The sequence below is a fragment of the Ensifer sp. LC11 genome (assembly GCF_001695835.1).
Taxonomy (GTDB): domain Bacteria; phylum Pseudomonadota; class Alphaproteobacteria; order Rhizobiales; family Rhizobiaceae; genus Ensifer.
On record NZ_MBSO01000034.1, the window covers coordinates 214,876 to 232,215 of the forward strand.

12 protein-coding genes are annotated in these 17,340 nt (G+C 62.7%); 3 read left to right on the forward strand and 9 right to left on the reverse strand.

From position 1 onward, the window contains the following. Nucleotides 1–38 precede the first annotated feature (38 nt). Nucleotides 39–1,397, forward strand: coding sequence for an esterase-like activity of phytase family protein (locus tag BBX50_RS22300; RefSeq protein WP_065777546.1), 1,359 nt, complete (start codon nucleotides 39–41; stop codon nucleotides 1,395–1,397). 60 nt (nucleotides 1,398–1,457) lie between these two features. Here the strand turns inward: BBX50_RS22300 and ppx are convergent, their stop codons facing one another. The 4 genes from ppx to BBX50_RS22320 form a co-directional block, all read right to left on the reverse strand. Continuing rightward, nucleotides 1,458–2,981 (reverse strand): exopolyphosphatase, encoded by a 1,524-nt coding sequence (ppx, locus tag BBX50_RS22305; protein WP_065777491.1) that lies wholly within the window; start codon nucleotides 2,979–2,981, stop codon nucleotides 1,458–1,460. Between the two features lie 11 nt (nucleotides 2,982–2,992). Then, nucleotides 2,993–5,179, reverse strand: coding sequence for an RNA degradosome polyphosphate kinase (locus BBX50_RS22310; protein ID WP_065777547.1), 2,187 nt, complete (start codon nucleotides 5,177–5,179; stop codon nucleotides 2,993–2,995). Nucleotides 5,180–5,243: 64 nt separating this feature from the next. Next, nucleotides 5,244–5,933 (reverse strand): DnaA regulatory inactivator HdaA, encoded by a 690-nt coding sequence (gene hdaA / locus BBX50_RS22315; protein WP_065777492.1) that lies wholly within the window; start codon nucleotides 5,931–5,933, stop codon nucleotides 5,244–5,246. A gap of 26 nt (nucleotides 5,934–5,959) precedes the next feature. Beyond that, the gene (locus tag BBX50_RS22320; protein ID WP_065777493.1) at nucleotides 5,960–7,081 is read right to left on the reverse strand and encodes an AI-2E family transporter; all 1,122 of its coding nucleotides are present in this window, start codon (nucleotides 7,079–7,081) and stop codon (nucleotides 5,960–5,962) included. A gap of 373 nt (nucleotides 7,082–7,454) precedes the next feature. On the opposite strand from BBX50_RS22320, the gene purM reads away from it, so the two are divergent. Together purM and purN are read left to right on the forward strand one after the other, a co-directional pair. Next, a complete protein-coding gene (purM, locus tag BBX50_RS22325) occupies nucleotides 7,455–8,525 on the forward strand; it encodes a phosphoribosylformylglycinamidine cyclo-ligase (protein WP_065777494.1) in 1,071 nt (356 codons plus the stop codon). Beyond that, the gene (gene purN, locus BBX50_RS22330; protein ID WP_139108469.1) at nucleotides 8,522–9,190 is read left to right on the forward strand and encodes a phosphoribosylglycinamide formyltransferase; all 669 of its coding nucleotides are present in this window, start codon (nucleotides 8,522–8,524) and stop codon (nucleotides 9,188–9,190) included. Before purM ends, purN begins: the two co-directional genes overlap by 4 nt. 309 nt (nucleotides 9,191–9,499) lie before the next feature. On the opposite strand, the gene BBX50_RS22335 is transcribed toward purN, so the two are convergent. The 5 genes from BBX50_RS22335 to BBX50_RS22355 form a co-directional block, all read right to left on the reverse strand. Beyond that, nucleotides 9,500–10,885, reverse strand: coding sequence for an AcvB/VirJ family lysyl-phosphatidylglycerol hydrolase (locus tag BBX50_RS22335; protein WP_083213766.1), 1,386 nt, complete (start codon nucleotides 10,883–10,885; stop codon nucleotides 9,500–9,502). Next, a complete protein-coding gene (gene mprF / locus BBX50_RS22340; protein WP_065777495.1) occupies nucleotides 10,882–13,491 on the reverse strand; it encodes a bifunctional lysylphosphatidylglycerol flippase/synthetase MprF in 2,610 nt (869 codons plus the stop codon). The genes BBX50_RS22335 and mprF overlap by 4 nt, the downstream gene beginning before the upstream one ends. Before the next feature lie 103 nt (nucleotides 13,492–13,594). Beyond that, entirely contained in the window at nucleotides 13,595–14,191 is a 597-nt protein-coding gene (locus tag BBX50_RS22345) for an NUDIX domain-containing protein (RefSeq protein WP_065777496.1), read from the reverse strand. Between the two features lie 43 nt (nucleotides 14,192–14,234). Beyond that, nucleotides 14,235–15,128, reverse strand: coding sequence for a cation diffusion facilitator family transporter (locus BBX50_RS22350; protein ID WP_065777497.1), 894 nt, complete (start codon nucleotides 15,126–15,128; stop codon nucleotides 14,235–14,237). 33 nt (nucleotides 15,129–15,161) lie between these two features. Then, on the reverse strand, nucleotides 15,162–17,297 hold the full coding sequence (locus BBX50_RS22355; RefSeq protein ID WP_065777498.1) for a molybdopterin oxidoreductase family protein: 2,136 nt from the start codon (nucleotides 17,295–17,297) through the stop codon (nucleotides 15,162–15,164). Nucleotides 17,298–17,340 lie beyond the last annotated feature (43 nt).

A 17,340-nucleotide genomic window follows, 5' to 3' on the forward strand; every position in this document is an offset into this window, starting at 1 on the left:
CGGGTTGCCGTCTTTGGCTCAAACCCATGGTGAATTTCATGACGAAAACGCTTCTCGCCACCGCGGCTCTTTCTCTTTTGATGACGATGGCCGCCTCGGCCGAGGAAAAGTCCTTCACCGCGACCCTGAAGGGTCACGCGATCCTTCCGGCAAACACGATCATCTCCGCCCCGTCGGACGCGCCCGACTACCTGAAGACCTCAGGCAAGTTCACCACGCCGGACCGCAAGCGCGCCGAAGCGCTCGGCACCGTGCCGGGCAAGGACGGCGTGCGCCTGACCGGCCTGTCGCTGCCCTTCAACGGCCAACCGATGCAGGGCTTCTCCGGCATCAAGGCGATGGAAGACGGCACCTTCTGGAGCCTCTCCGACAACGGCTTCGGCAACAAGCTGAACTCCACCGACGCCATGCTGATGTTGCACCACGTGAAGATGAACTGGGACGCCGGCAAGGTCGAAGCGCTGAAGACGCTGTTCCTGACCGACCCGGACAAGAAGGCGCCCTTCCCGATCGTCATGGAAGGGTCGGACAAGCGTTATCTCACCGGCGCCGATTTCGACGTCGAATCGATCCAGCCGGTCGCCGACGGCTTCTGGGTCGGCGAAGAGTTCGGCCCCTTCATTCTCAAGTTCGACCTAGAAGGCAGGCTCACCGACGTGATCCCGACGGCGGTCGATGGCAAGCCTGTCCTGTCGCCCGACAACCCGACACTGACGCTGCAGGCCGACCCGTCGAAGAAGACGCCTGCCTTCAACCTGAAACGTTCGGGCGGCTACGAGGGCATGGCGCTTTCCAAGGATGGCAGCAAGCTCTACGGCCTGCTCGAAGGCCCGCTCTGGACCGACGGCGAAACGGTCGAGCAGGCAGAAGGCCGCCCGGCGCTGCGCATCATCGAGCTCGATGTCGCATCCAAGGCCTGGACCGGCCGCAGCTGGCTCTATCCGCTGGCCGAAGGCGGTGAGGCGATCGGCGACTTCAACATGCTCGACGAGAAGACCGCGCTGGTCATCGAGCGCGACAATGGCGCCGGCACGGTCGACAAGGCCTGCGCCGATCCGAAGGACCCGAAGCCGGATTGCTTCGCAACCGGTTCCAAGGTCAAGCGCATCTACAAGATCGCGTTCGACGACAGCAATGTTGGCAAGGCCGTGCGCAAGATTGGTTACATCGACCTGTTGAAGATCGCAGATCCTGACAACAAGAAGCGCCAGGGCGGCGGCGAAGGCTTTTATGACATGCCCTTCGTCACCATCGAGAACGTCGATCGCGTCGATGAAACCCATATCATCGTCGGCAACGACAACAACCTGCCCTTCTCGGCCGGTCGCGCACTCGACAAAGCCGACGACAACGAATTCGTGCTGCTCGAAGTCAGCGACTTCCTGAAGGCCGAATAATCAAGAAAAGGCGCGCAAGCCCGGGCCTGCGCGCCTTTTTCGCTTCCAAACGTTCTCGGCTTAGCTCTCGAAGTGGAACGAGAGCCTTTTGCCGGTCAGCTTGCCGAGTTGCTGCAGGCGCCCGTCGAGCCGCTCGCCGGCGAACTCCGAATAGGCAGCCGGTACGACGATTTCGAGATCCACGTCAGGCTGAGACGACTTGCGGAAACTCAGGTGCCGCGCAATCCCCGGCATCGACGCCGAGAAGAGATAGGCGACGCGCAGCAGGCCGCCGAGCAACTTTGCAAGTTCGAGAAGGCGTGGCGTGGTGATGCCCGCAAGCGCGTTCGTGGCCCCGTCGTCGTTGAGCCCTTCGAAACGGTAGTAGTTGGCGAGCGCGATGTAGGCGCGGCCCGCATGGGTGATCCCGGAAAACGTCGAATGGGCAATGATGTTCAGCGCCTGCAGTCCACGGTAATCCGGGTGCGCGCGCCAGCTGATATCGGCAAGCAGGCATGCGGCCTGGCGATAGCGGCTTTCCTCTTCCGTCTCCTCGACCCCGAAGAACGGCACCATGCGACCGGTCCAGTCGGCGAGTTCGCGGGCATGCTCCGGCGAACGGGCGCGCAGGATGGCGATTTCGTTCGCAGCCGTCAGCAGCGGATCCTGCGCACGCTCGTGGTCGTTGAGCAGCGAGAACAGATAGCCTTCGCGCACGCCGAGCGCCGAGAACGAAATCCGCTCCGGCTTCATGATCGACAGCGCTTCCTGCATGGCGATCGCCCCGAATGGCAGCAATGTACGACGGCTCTTCGAGATCGTCGCATAGGCCGACGGCTTGATGTTCTTCGGCTCGATCACTTCGGGCAGAAGCGCCATCGCCTCGTCAAAGGAGATCTCGTAGCCCTGCATCATGTGCAGCGGATAGTCGCGGGTTTCCATGTGCAGCTTCGCGATCGAGCGCCAGGTGCCACCGACGGCGTAGAAGGTGCGTCCGGTGCCTGTCCACAGGACGGCGGAGCTCTTCATGAACTTCCGCACCCAGGTGCGCGCCTTCGTCAGCGAGCCGTTACTGTGCTCGAACAGGCGGATGCCGCCAAGTGGCAGCGTGATGCCCTTGCCGATCCTCGTGCCGCTGACTTCGACGAGTTCGAGAGAGCCGCCGCCAAGGTCGCCAACCACACCATCCGGGTCGTGATAACCGCTGACGATGCCCATGGCAGAATAATAGGCCTCTTCCTCACCTGTAAGGATGCGGACCTTGTGGCCGAGGATCGCCTCGGCCTTTGCGATGAAGGCGGGGCCGTTGCTCGCCTCGCGGGCGGCGGCGGTGGCAAGCACGTAGACCTGCGTGGCGCGCGCCTGCTGCGAGAGCGCGTGAAAGCGATGCAACGCCTTCAGCGCACTCTCGACGCTATCTTCATCCATGCGGCCGGTGGCATCGATGCCCTTGCCGAGACCGCACATCACCTTTTCGTTGAACAGCATGGCCGGTGACCGGCTCAGGCCTTCATAGACGACAAGGCGGATGGAGTTCGAACCGATATCGATAACAGAAACCGGGCGGATGCCGGGCAGACGCCCCTGCGCTTCAGATTCGACCATGCAATTCCAGTTTATTTGTGCCAGCCGCTCTTCCAGCCGGCTATGAGCTTCGGTGCACTGGACTTCAGGGCCTCACCCCGGCCGGATAGGCTGGGATTGGTCATGAAATAGTGCTGCGCATTGAAAGGCTCGGCATCCTTGCCGACCTCCATCCGGCGAGATGTGCCATCGGGAAGAATTTCGTAGCTCTGCTGGTTGTCGATGAGATTGCCCAGCATGATCTGCGACAGAACCTGTTCGTGTACAGTCCGGTTGATGAGAGGCACGAGCGTCTCGACCCGCCGGTCCAGATTGCGCGGCATCATATCCGCCGAGCCGATATAGACAAGGGCATTTTCCGATGGAAGCCCATGTCCGTTGCCGAAGCAGAATATGCGGGAATGTTCGAGGAATCGGCCGACGATGGACTTGACACGGATGTTGTCGGAAAGCCCAGGCACCTGCGGGCGCAGGCAGCAGATGCCGCGCACCACCAGGTCGATCTCGACGCCGGCGCGGCTGGCCTTGTAGAGCGCGTCGATGATTTCCGGATCAACGAGCGAATTCATCTTCATCCAGATTGCAGCCGGACGTCCGGCCTTGGCATGCTCGATCTCTTCGTCGACGTGCTTCAGGATGCGCGGGCGCAGCGTGTGCGGCGAAACCGCCAGCTTCATGCCCGCCTCCGGCTCGCCATAGCCGGTGATGAAGTTGAAGATGTTCGCCATGTCGTGGGCGATCACCGGATTGCAGGTAAAGAACGACAGGTCGGTGTAGATCTTCGCCGTCACCGGATGATAGTTGCCGGTGCCGAGATGGCAGTAGGTCCTGAGCCTGCCTTCCTCGCGCCGCACCACCATCGACATCTTGGCGTGGGTCTTCAGTTCGATGAAACCGAAGACGACCTGGACGCCGGCGCGCTCGAGGTCGCGTGCCCAGCGGATGTTGGCTTCCTCGTCGAAACGCGCCTTGAGCTCGACCAGCGCCGTCACCGACTTGCCGGCCTCGGCCGCATCGATCAGCGCGCGCACGATCGGGCTGTCGTTCGAGGTGCGATAGAGTGTCTGCTTGATGGCGACGACTTCAGGATCACGCGCCGCCTGCAACAGGAACTGCACGACGACGTCGAAGGATTCATAGGGGTGATGAACCACCATGTCCTTCTCGCGGATCGCCGCCAGGCAGTCGCCGGCATGTTCGCGCACGCGCTCGGGGAAACGCGGATTGTACGGTTCGAAGCGCAGATCGTCGCGCGGCGCCTTGGTGATTTCGGACAAAGTGTTGAGCGCAAGCAGCCCGGGCAGGACGGCGATCCGGTTTTCCGGGACGCCGAGTTCCTGCACGACGAACTGGCGCAGCGACGCCGGCATCTCCGAATCGGTCTCGATGCGGATCACCGAACCGCGGCGGCGGCGCTTCAACGCCGTCTCGAAGAAGCGCACGAGGTCTTCGGCCTCTTCCTCCACTTCGATATCGCTGTCGCGGATGATGCGGAACGTACCGGAACCCTTGACCTCGTAGCCGGGGAACAAGCGGTCGATGAACTGGCTGACCATATCTTCAAGCGTGATATAGCGGATGACGTTCTTGACGTCTGGCAACCTGATGAAGCGATCGAGCGCGACGGGGAGGCGCAAGAGCGCCGTCATCGGCTCACGGCCCGTCTTGCTGACGAGCTGCAGCCCCATCGAGAAGCCGAGGTTCGGAATGAACGGGAACGGGTGGGCCGGATCGATCGAAAGCGGCGTCAGCACCGGGAAGATCGACTGATCAAACTCGTTGGCAAGCCAGCTCCTGTCCTGCGCCGACAGGGCCGCCGGGCGCACGATCAGGATATCTTCCTTGGCGAGATACTGCTGCAGGACGGCAAGCGAGGCCTGCTGCTCCATCTGCAGGTTGTCGATTTCCTTCAAGATGTCTTCGAGCTGCTCGACCGGCGTCTTGCCGTCGGGTGAACGCATGGAAAGACCCTGGCGCACCTGCCCTTCGAGGCCAGCGACGCGCACCATGAAGAATTCGTCGAGGTTGGCCGCGGAGATCGACAGGAAGCGGATGCGCTCGAGCAGCGGATGCGCGGTGTTCAGCGTTTCCTCGAGCACACGGCGATTGAACTGCAGCCAGGAGAATTCGCGATTGATGAAGCGCTTTGGGCTGGTCAGCAGATCGACGTCTTCGGCCGCAGCCTGGTTTTCGTTCACCGCAGATATCGCGTTATCCATGCTCATCAGATCCCATTGCTCCGGCTGCACCGGCTAACCCAGTTTGACGACGGTTCTGTGACAGTCAATCGGACCGGCGTTGATTTCCCAGCTCTTCCAGCACTTCGGATGCAAGGCTGCGGGTGAGCCTCGTTCCGCGGGCAAGCGCCAGATGATCGATGCGCTCGACGATCGTCTGCGCCGCCTCCAGCGACCGCTCCATCCGCTGGACGATGTAGCCGACGAGCCGCTCGTCGACGAAGAGCTGGCGATCGGCAAAGAGCTTGATCAGCACCTGCGTCAGCAATTCGTCGTCCGGCTCGCCGATCTCGACCACGGTCGCCGCCTTCAGGCGCGAGCGCAGATCGGGAAGTGCAACCGGCCAGGACATTGGCCAGAGCCGCGTCGTCATCAGGAGCCCGGTGCCGTGCTGGCGTACGCTGTTAATGACGTGGAAGAGTGTCGTGTCATCGAAGCCGCCGCGATCGGCATCCTCGAAGAGAACAGGCTTTTCCGTGGCAATCAGCGCGGCATCCGAGCCGGCAACCGGATGGATCACCTCAGCCCCTGCCCGCTCCTTCCAGATGCCGGCAAGGTGCGATTTGCCTGAACCGACAGGCCCGGCAATGATGACGACCGGCGAGGGCCAGTCCGGCCAGTGATCGACGATCGCGATCGCCGCGCTCAGCCGGTCGGAGACGAGCAGATCGTCACGGCCCGTCGCGGGGTCGTGGCCAAAGGCCAGGGGCAATTGTTCAAAGGGGCGTTTTGTCATGCTGTACTCGGGACAATCGTCGGAAATCAGGCGACCTGATCGCCCTTTGCCTTCTTTTCCGCGGCTTTGCCGTGCCCGTGATAAAGATCGCTATCAAGGTACCGCTGGATGCCGAAGCGGACAAGCACACCAATGGCCGCTGCCGCCGGAACCGCCACGAGAAGGCCGACGAAGCCGAAGAGCGCACCAAAGGCAAGCAGAGCAAACATCAGCCAGACCGGATGCAAGCCAACGCTCTTGCCCACCAGCTTCGGCTGGAGGATGTTACCCTCCATGAACTGGCCGCTGAAGAAGATTGCAAGGACGAGGCCGATCCAGAGATAGTCCGGCCAGAACTGGACCAGAGCCACGCCGACGGCCAGAACGAGACCGACCAGGGATCCGACATAGGGAATGAAGCTGATCATGCCTGCAAAGAGGCCGATCAGCAGACCGAAATTGAGGCCGACCAACGATAGGCCGATGCCATAATAGAGACCGAGAATGACGCAGAGCGAGCCCTGCCCGCGTACGAAGCCGGCGATCGTGGTGTTCATGTCACGGGCGATCTGGCGCACATCGGAGACGTAGTCGCGCGGAACCCAGCTGTCGACCTTCTCGACCATCCGGTCCCAGTCGAGCAGCAGGTAAAAAGCGACGACGGGCGTGACGACCAGCAGCGAGATAACGTCAAGAAGCGCCACGCCCGAATTCCAGATCTGCTGGAAGAGCGTGCCGACGAAGGCCGCCCCCTGTTCCAGGAGCTTGCCGGAGCTTTGCTGGATCGATGGAATCTGGCTCGCCAGCCAGTCCGGGATCAGCCGCGTTTGCGCTTCGTTGACGAGCACCTGCAGCTTGGCGGCATAGCCGGGGATGTTGGCGATGAAATCCGACGCCTGGCTGACGATCACGGGAATGATGACCATCAGGGCCAGCACGAAGACCACAACGAAGCTGATCAGGATCACGACCGTTGCCATCAGCCGGCTCAAGCCCAGGCGCTCCAGCCGGTCGGCCACCGGATCAAGGAAATAGGCGAGCGCCATGCCGGCGAGGAAAGGCAGCAGGATCGAGCTGAAGACCATCAGGAAGGCGATGAAGGCGGCAAGCACCAGCAGCCAGAAGACAATCTGGCGCTGTAATCCGGAACCGCTGACCTTCGTATTCATGACAATCCCTTTAGGTCACGATGATTTTAGGTCGGATCGACCTGAAATCATAAACGTGATCGTTTTTCATAAGCGAGAGCGGGATGCGGGCGGAAAACCGCACACACTTTTCCTCATCTCGCTCCAGCGCGCCGCACGCACCTATTGCGTATCACAATCCTGGCAAGGAGATAGGGGTCGGTGCGGGCGCCGGTCAAGTCTGGTGGCCCAAGCCGGCGTGGTTTGGCGACTCTCGGGTCGGCTTGCACCGTGGGATATGGGCAAAATGGTGAAAAATCGCCGTCAACGCGGCCTCTCGGCTTGCACTCCCTTGCCTGCCGTGCCAATCGCATCCGCAAAATACCTGTCGCACGACGAGCCTTGGAGAACGAGCATGAGCCAGTCGGGAAAGAACGGCCTCACCTATAGCGACGCGGGCGTGGATATCGACGCCGGCAACCTCATGGTCGAGAAGATCAAGCCGCATGTGCGCTCGACCCGCCGGCCCGGTGCCGACGGCGAGATCGGCGGCTTCGGCGGCCTCTTCGACCTGAAAGCTGCGGGCTTCACCGATCCGGTTCTGGTTGCTGCCAATGACGGCGTCGGCACCAAACTCAAGATCGCCATCGACGCCAACAAGCACGACACGGTCGGCATCGACCTTGTTGCCATGTGCGTCAACGACCTCGTGGTCCAGGGCGCCGAGCCGCTGTTCTTCCTCGACTATTTCGCGACCGGCAAACTCGATCCGGACCAGGGTGCTGCGATCGTCGCTGGCATTGCCGCCGGCTGCCGGGAGGCCGGCTGCGCGCTGATCGGCGGCGAGACCGCCGAGATGCCGGGCATGTACTCGGGCGGCGACTATGATCTCGCCGGCTTTGCCGTCGGCGCCGCCGAGCGCGGCCAGCTGCTTCCGGCCGGTGACATCGGCGAAGGCGATGTCATCCTCGGCCTTGCCTCGTCAGGCGTTCACTCCAACGGCTATTCACTGGTGCGCAAGATCGTTGCTCTCTCGGGCCTTGCCTGGGACGCGCCGGCGCCGTTCGGCGAAGGCACGCTTGCCGATCTCCTGATGACGCCGACGCGCATCTATGTGAAGCCGCTGCTGAAGGCGATCCGCGAAACCGGAGCGATCAAGGCGCTTGCCCACATCACCGGCGGCGGTTTCCCAGAGAACATTCCGCGCGTGCTGCCGAAGCACCTGGCGGCCGAGATCGACCTCGATGCGATCAAGGCGCCAAAGGTGTTCTCGTGGCTCGCTCAGACGGGTGGCGTCGCCGCCAATGAAATGTTGCGCACCTTCAACTGCGGCGTCGGCATGATCGTCGTCGTTCCGGCCGACAAGGCCGCCGAAGTCTCGGCCGTCCTGACGGCCGAGGGCGAAACGGTGTTTTCGCTCGGCCGGATGGTCGCGCGCGCTGAAGGTGCTGCCGGCACGATTTACAAGGGCAGCCTCGCCCTATGACGAGCGACGTGACGTCAGCTAAGAAGCGGGTCGTCGTCTTCATTTCGGGCGGCGGCTCCAACATGCTGGCGCTCGCAAAGGCGGCGGCGGAACCGGGATTTCCGGCCGAAATCGTCGCGGTCATCGCCGACAAGGCGGATGCCGGCGGCCTTGCCAAGGCGGAAGCCCTCGGCATTGCCACACGCAGTTTCCTGCGCAAGGATTTTGAGAGCAAGGACGCCCACGAAGAGGCGATCCTTGCCGAACTCGATCGCCTGTCGCCCGATATCATCTGCCTCGCCGGCTATATGCGGCTGCTGTCGGCGACGTTCATTAAGCGCCATGAAGGACGGATCCTCAACATCCATCCGTCCCTGCTGCCGCTGTTTCCCGGCCTGCACACCCACCAGCGGGCTATCGACGCCGGCATGAAGGTCGCCGGCTGCACGGTGCATTTCGTCACTGAAGGCATGGACGAAGGCCCGATCCTCGCGCAGGCCGTGGTACCGGTGCTCCCTGGCGATACCGCCGACAGTCTTGCTGCGCGGGTTCTCACTGTCGAACACCGCACCTATCCGATGGCGCTCAGGCTAATGGCCGAAGGCAAGGTGCGCATGGTGGACGGCAGGGCTGTGACTGACGGCGCCTTCGAGGCCACGGGCACGCTGATTTCGCCGGCGGCGTGATCGCGTCGCAGCTTTTTCCGGTTACCTATGTAGAGCTATCGCGCGTCACGCTCGGCTAACGCCAAGGCTACCCCCTCTGCCCTGCCGGGCATCTCCCCCACAAGGGGGGAGATTCGCTAGAGGCTCGCGCCCGTTACGACTGAACCATATCGCCCGCCGCATCGATATTGGGGATGAGGCTTTCCTTACCAAGTAGAGTTGCTACCGGCGGCACGGTAATGAGCGCCTGAGCAATCGCCACTTGCCGATCTCCCCCTTGTGGGGGAGATGCCCGACAGGGCAGAGGGGGTTAAGTCCCACCGCGAGCGTTCACTTCGCAGACGCCAATCGCCGGTCGAGTGCGTCGAGCACGCGCCTTGTCAGTGCCGGATAGTTCTCGTCGAAGTGGTGGCCGCCGTCTATGCCGATGACGTCAACGCCGGTGCCCTTGAGCTCGGGGCACGCATCATCCTCTTCGTCCGTGCCGTAGATGCATTGTACGAGCGCAGGATCGATGCGCTTGATGTCATCGAGTGGATCGCCGCCCTTGCCATCGCCTTCCGCGCCGAGCCAGCCGAGCACGGAGACCTTGTAGTCGACCATGTGCGACAGGGCCATCAGCGTCACCTGGCGAACATGGGCTTTCTCGCCTGATGGCAGCAGGTTGAAGGTGCGCGGCAAAACGTCGGCGCCGAAAGAGTAGCCGATCAGCAGCACGTTGCGGACGTTCCAGTGCTTGCGATAGTAGCTCATGACCCTGGCAAGGTCGTCCGCGGTCGCCTGCGGGTCCCGTTCCGACCAGAAGTAATGCAGGGAATCTAAGCCGACGACCGGAACGCCCTGTTGCTGCAAGACGTCGCCGACCTCCTTGTCGATGTCGCGCCAGCCGCCGTCACCCGAATAGATCACCGCCATGGTGTCGCGCGTCGGCTTCGCCTCAAGCACGGTCAGCGGCAGGCCGAAGGGATTGCCGGCATCGCTTTCGCTGTCGATGATATCCGTGAGGCGGTCGGACAATACCGTGTAGGCGTCGTCGTCGCTGTCCTCTTGCGCGATGTCAGAGTGTTTCGCAACGAGCGCCGCCACGTGCGCACGCCCCTCCGTGGAAGCTGCCGGCGAAAAGACGACGGAGACCGGATCCGGCAACGCGCCGTCCGTCAGGCCATAGACCATGCGCTCGTCTTTTCTGACCTTTTCGGCCGGGGTGCACAGCTGCTTTTCAAGCGCGATCCCCTCTTCCGGATCGATCGCCAGCGTCTGACCGATGGTGGCAGGCGGCGTCTGGGCGGCAATCGCGAGCGCCATCGCGCCGCCGGCGCCGACGCCGGCGACGATGGGGAGCTGATAGGCATCCGTGCCGACTGCCCGCTGCACCTGCTGACTGAGCGACTCGATGTCCGAGACCATGTAGATGCAATCGCCGTCGTCCTTCGCGAGCGAGGCGAGATAGGCCTTGAGATCGATGCCGACCACAACCGCCTTGTCACCGGATAGCGTCTCGGCGATCGCCTGCTCCTTGTCCGTCCAGCCACCGGCATCCGATAGCAGCACGACGAGTGCCGCCGCCTTCTCCTTCGGCAGCAGGATGCGCGGCGACGGGATCATGCCCGTATCATAGGTCTTCGGCGCGTCCTCGGCGGCGGCAGGAAGAACGGTAGCTGCCAGCAAAAGCGCCACGGGGGCCAGGCATTTCCAGCGGTTCGCGATACCGATCATTTCTTCACCACTCCCTTCAGACCACCGCCAATCAGGAATGTTGCGTCCATCAAGGCGAGGATCGGGTTGATGCCGCCGCTGGCGACAAGATAACGCGGTTGCCATTGCGGGTGAAACTTCGACTTGAAGGCGCGCAGACCTTTGAAATTGTAGAAGCGTTCGCCGTGCTCGAAGAAGGTGCGGCCGGCCCGGTCCCAGACCGGCGCGATCTGACGCGTCGACATGCCGGACAGCGGCGCCATGCCGAGATTGAAGGCATGAAAGCCTTCCGCCTTCAGATACTCCATCACCTGGGCAAAAAGGAAATCCATGGCGCCCTTCGGCGCGTCCGGCGAGAAGCGCATCAGGTCGACGGTGCCCTCCTCCTTCGTCGCGGTCACCAGAATATTGGCGAAGGCGACGATGCGTCCGGCACAGGTGAGGATCGCAACCGGCTGCTCGGCCAGATAATCAGGATCGAATGCTCCGAGGGAGAAACCCTTTTCCTTGGCGTTGTGGTGCGCAAGCCAGGCATCTGAAACGGCGGTAAGCTCGGCCATGATGCCCCGAACGTCCCCCGGCAGTACAACACGAAATTCGAGCCCGTCGCGCTGAGCACGGCTCACCTGCTGGCGAAGATTCGCCCACTTTCCGCCCTTCATCTCGAAGCGGCCGAGATCGACGCGCGCCAGTTCGCCGAGACGGAAGGCGCGCAGCCCTGCATCGGCATAATAGGCAAGGCCTTCCGCCGAAACCTGGTAGAACACGGCCCGGCAGCCGGCCGCACGCGCCTTCTCGATGAACTGCCAGATCAGCTCCGGCCACGCGTCGATCGGGCCGACGGGATCGAAGAGCGCAATCCAGGAACGCGCCCGTTGGCCATACATGATGAAGGCGCGCCCATCGGCGGCGAACAGGATGCTCTTGTCGCCCATGCGCACCAGATTGGCGTCGGACATGTCCTGCGCCTCGACGATCGCCAGTGCCCGCTCCAGCGCATCGTCTGAGGCCGGCTCGGCGGTCCCAGTTGCCGGACGCATCAGGCTCCAGATCGCCAGCATGCTCGCCCCGATCGTGACGCCCAGAAGGGCGCGCAAGCCTCTCGGCGCCTCGGCTGAGAATTCGAATTGCCACCAGAGCTCGTGGCTGTACTCGACATCGCGATAGACGAACAGCAGCACCACCAGAGCGCCCAGGCAAATGACCCCGAGCGCGGTCAACCACGGTACCGTCAGCGCCTGCCCGAAGAGCGAGGCGGGGCGTACGAACAGGCGGCGGCTGACGATAAGGCCCAGAAGGAAGAAGGCCAGCATGCCCGCCTCCACCACGGCGATCGCCTTTATCAGCGACAGCAGGAGTGCCGCGATCGCAAGCGCAATCGATGCCCACCAGGCGCCATCCAGCCTCAGCGCAAGTCCGCGGGAGACGACGACGAGCGCCAGACCGAGCAAGCTGGCAAGGAAATGAGCCCCTTCGACGATCGGCAGGGGCAGCAGGCCTTCGAGGAATGCAAGGTTCTGGTCCGGGGTCGGGGTAACGCTCGAAAGAACCAGCATGATCGCCAGCACGATCCCGAGCGTGGCCAGCAGCAGCGGCGTCATGCGCCCGCCGATGCGCCGCACGCTCGAGGCGACCGGGTGGCCGGAAAGCTGCCGCAGCTCAATGCCGATGACGACGGCGATCGCGATCACCAGCGGCAGCACATGGTAGATGACACGGTAGAGGACCAGTGCGCCAAGGATGGTATCGACATCGGCATTGTGGCCGAGCGTTGCGATGATGATCGTCTCGAAGACGCCAAGACCGGCGGGAACGTGGCTCAGAACACCGACACCGACGGCGAGCGAATAAACCGCGAGGAAGGCCGGCCAGCCGATCGTTCCAGCGGGCAGGAGCACGTAGAGAACCGTCGCGGAGGCGGCGAGATCAAGCGCGGTTACCAGGAACTGGCGCGAGACGGTGCGCGAATCCGGCAACCGCAATGTCAGGCGTCCGAACGTGACCTCGCGTCCGTCCCGCGCAAGGTAAAACACCGTGAACAAGCCACCGAGGACGACCGCTGCGATGAGGCGTAGCAACAATGGATCGAGCCCGGTCATCGGCGCCACATACTCGCTGACGGCAAGCAGGCTGAGGCAGGTCACCGTCAGTAGCCCAAGCCCGAATGCGAGCGTCACGAAGGCAATGATCCGGGCGATGTTTTCGGGTTCAATGCCGAGGCGCGAATAGGAACGATAGCGGATGGCGCCGCCGCTGAGCGCTCCGAAACCTGCGGTGTTGCCGACCGCATATGCCGAGGCCGCCGTCAGTGCCACGTCGGCATAGGGCAGTTTCCGCCTGACATAGTCGAGCGCACCGACATCATAGAAGGTGAGCGCGAGAAAGCTCAATGCGGTGAAAAACACCGCCGCTGTGACCGACGTCCAGCTGGTATCCGCCAAGGCCTGAACGACTTCGTCGTATTGAACTTCCGATGTCAGGTGAAAGATCGCAAAGCCGAAGAGAGCGATTACAAATAGCGTGCCAAGGGCCGAGAGATAACGGCGGTTGCGGCGCAGGTATGAGATCCATCCCCCCTCCGCCTGCTGCTCGTCGTCGACTGCACTTTCCGGTAGGGAGGATGTCATGGAGCGCCCATGTCGATGGTGAGGACATCAGCGCTTTAACTTACCCGATACGGATCAAAAAGTGAAATATCCGTAATGAATTATATTCTTTTAAAACAATCGCTTACGCGAACAACTCCTGGCGGTTGAGCTTCGCCCATTGCAGCAGCATGATCGTCTTGGCATCGCAGATCTCGCCTGATGCGATCATCGCGAAGGCTTCGTCGAAAGGGATTTCCAGAACTTCGATGTCCTCACCCTCATGCGCAAGGCCGCCGCCGATGCCGCGCTTCTCAAGTGCGTCGATGTGGCCGACGAAGAAACTCGCGCGCTCGGTCAGCGCGCCCGGGCTCATGTAGACGTCAAAGATGTGGATGACATCCTGGACGTGATACCCGGTCTCCTCCAGCGCTTCGCGGCAGATCGCCTCTTCCGGCGTATCGCCGTCCAAGAGCCCGGCGGCCGCTTCGATCAGGTAGGCCGGGTCGCCCTGCACCAGCACGGGAACCCGGAGCTGGCGCACCAGAACCACGCTTTGCCGCCTGGCATCGACGAGCAGGATGGTTGCCGCGCAGCCATGATCATGGATCTCCCGCTTCAGCGTCACTGTCTTGCCATCGGACATTTGCTGTTCGAAGGTCACCTCTTCCAGGTGCGCGAAGCCGCGCCACAAAGTGCGGCGGCCGACGATCCTGACGCGGGGGTCGTGATGGGTGCTCATGCAACATCCTTCTTTGGCAAGTGCGATCCGGCCGCTTCGGCCATCAGTGGACATGTTCCGTTGCCGCGCGGTCTTCCCGCTCTATCTGCAACGTTGTGTGGTGCAGGTCAAACGCCTCGCGCAGCCGCGCCTCGATCGCCCGGCGCACGGTTTCGCCATCGGCGCCCTCGGCGAGTACGGCATGGGCAGTCAGGGACGGCTGGTTCTGGGTGATCGCCCAAAGGTGAAGATCATGAACCGAGGCAACGCCCGGGACCTCGGCGATCGCCGCACGGACATCGGCGAGCCGCATGCCCGGCGGCACGCCTTCGAGCAGGATGTTGACGCATTCCTTGAGCAACACCCAGGTGCGCGGAAAGACCATGAAGCCGATGCCGACGGCAAGCAACGAATCCACCCACTGCCAGCCGGTGAGCCAGATGACCACCGCGCCGATGATGACGGCGAGCGATCCAAGCATGTCCGACCAGACCTCGAGATAGGCGCCCTTGACGTTGAGGCTCTCGTCCTTGTGGCTGGTCAGGAGGCGCATCGAGGCGAGATTGACGAGGAGGCCGATGACGGCAATCACCAGCATGCCGCCCGATTGAATCTCCTGCGGCTCCGACAGGCGCTTCCAGGCTTCATAGAGAATGTAGAAGGCGACGGCGAGCAACAACAGCGCATTGAAGGCGGCCGCAAGGATCTCGAAGCGGGCATAGCCGTAGGTGCGCAATAGGTCGGACGGGCGGCGGCCGACGTGAATGGCAACGAGCGCGATCGCCAGCGCCGCCGTGTCGGTCAGCATGTGCATGGCATCGGAGATCAGCGCCAGGCTGCCGGTCAGGACGCCACCGACGACCTCGGCCAGCATGAAGCCGCCGGTCAGGCCGAGGGAAGCCCACAGCCTGGAGACCGGCGTGCTGCTGACATCCGCATGCTGGTGGTCGCCGCTCATGAAGATCCCCGTATTTGCGTTCGATGAAGGAAGTTAGGGAGCGGGCCTGAGCCAGACCCTGTTGTCATGGAAGGCAGCACCGCCATAGGGCGCGACCGCATCGGCACCGGTGAGCACGTTGATCCCCTCGCCGTCGAGGTGAGCGCCGTTCGGCCACAGCCCCTCGGCGATCACCACGCCACGGCGCACTCCCCCGCCGATTTTCGCATGCAGGCGCACCTCGCCGCGGTCATTGCCGATCTGAACGATATCACCATCGGCAATGCCGAGTGCTGCGGCGTCGTCGGCATGGATCATCACCTCAGGGCGCACCTCCTTCTGGATCGAAGACGGCGTCTCGGCAAATGTCGAATTGAGGAAGGAACGAGCCGGCGAGGTCGCGAGGCGGAACGGATGCTCGGAGTCGGCAACCTCGATCAGGTCGACATGGTCAGGAAATTCCGGCAGCGCCGCATGCGGCCCCTGAATGCCCATGGACTTCGGTGGCCGGTTCGGCGCGGGCGTTCCGGTCCAGTCCGCTTTGAAGCGGAACTTGCCATCTGGATGACCGAAGCCTTTGAGGTAGTGCGCTTCCTCGAATCCCGGCTGACAGTCGAGCCACTTCTCCCGCTTCATCTCCTCGTAGCCGATGCCATAATTGGCAAGCAGCCGGTCGATATGCTGGGGCTCCGTCAGGCCGAAGCCGGCATGATCGGCAACGCCCAAACGCTTGGCCAGTTCCTCGATCACAAAGAGGTTGGTGCGCACGGTCGATGGCGGCTCGACCACCTTCGGGCCGATCAGGATGTGCTGGTGGCCGCCGCCACGATAGAGATCGTCATGTTCGAGGAACATGGTGGCGGGCAGCACGATGTCGGCAACGGCAGCCGTATCGGTCATGAACTGCTCGTGAACGGTGACAAACAGATCATCGCGCAGGAAGCCGCGCTTCACCAGCCGCTGCTCCGGCGCGACATTCACCGGATTGGTGTTCTGGATCAGCATCGCCGTCACCGGGCCGCGATTGCGCAGCGCCTCGGCGTCGCCTGTCAGCACCCGACCGATCTGCGACTGGTCGAGCATGCGCACGTCCGGATCGTGGAAGGCCGAACCGATCAGCTCGCGCTTGTCGAGCTTGAAGATGTCGTTGTTGGAGTGGAAAGCACCGCCGCCCTCGTGCTTCCAGGAACCAAGTACGGTCGCGACGGACGCCGCCGCGTGGATCGCGACCGAACCGTTGCGTTGGCGCGTAAAGCCGTAGCCGAGGCGGAAGTATGTCCGGGGCGTCGTGCCGACGAGCTTGGCGAAGGCTTCGATTTCGTCGACCGAAAGGCCTGTTATCGCCGACGCCCATTCCGGCCCGCGCGAGCGGAGATGCGTCTCGAGCCCGGCCGGATCGTCGGCGAACTCGGCCATATAGGCGCGGTCGGCATAACCGTCGCGGAAGGCAATGTGCATCACCGCGCAGGCGAGTGCTGCGTCTGTGCCGGGCTTCAGCACCAGACCCATGTCGGCCTGCTTGACTGTCGGATTGTCGTAGACGTCGATGACGACGATCTTCGCACCGCGTTCCTTGCGGGCTTTGACCGCATGCGTCATCACATTGACCTGGGTCGCGACCGCATTCGTTCCCCAGATCACCACGCAATCGGCCTTGGCCATCTCGCGCGGATCGGGACCACGCAAAGCGCCGGTTGCCATGGTGAAACCGGTCCAGGCCATGTTGGTGCAGATCGAGCCGAAGAAGCCGGAATAGCGCTTTGCGTGGCGCAACCGCTCGATGGAATCGCGCTGGACCTGGCCCATGGTGCCGGCATAAAAATAGGGCCAGATCGCTTCCGCGCCGTGCTTCTGCTCGGCGCGGATGAACTGGTCGGCGATCTCGTCGAGCGCCGCTTCCCAGCTCACCTCCTGCCAGCGGCCCTCGCCCTTGGCGCCCTTTCGACGCTGCGGGACCATGAGGCGGCCGGGATGATAGATGCGTTCGGAGTAACGCGCGACCTTGGCGCAAATCACGCCTGCGGTATAGGTATTGGCGGAAGCGCCGCGCACGCGGCCGATCCGCCCTTCGGCGGTGAGGTCGACCTCGAGCGCGCAAGCCGAGGGACAGTCGTGCGGACAGACCGAATGACCGATCGATTTTTCTAACTTGATGGGGGTCGCAACGTTCATGGCTTTTCTATATGGCATCGACAAACGGGCTCAAAGAGCCAATCGCTCACCCATCGCAACA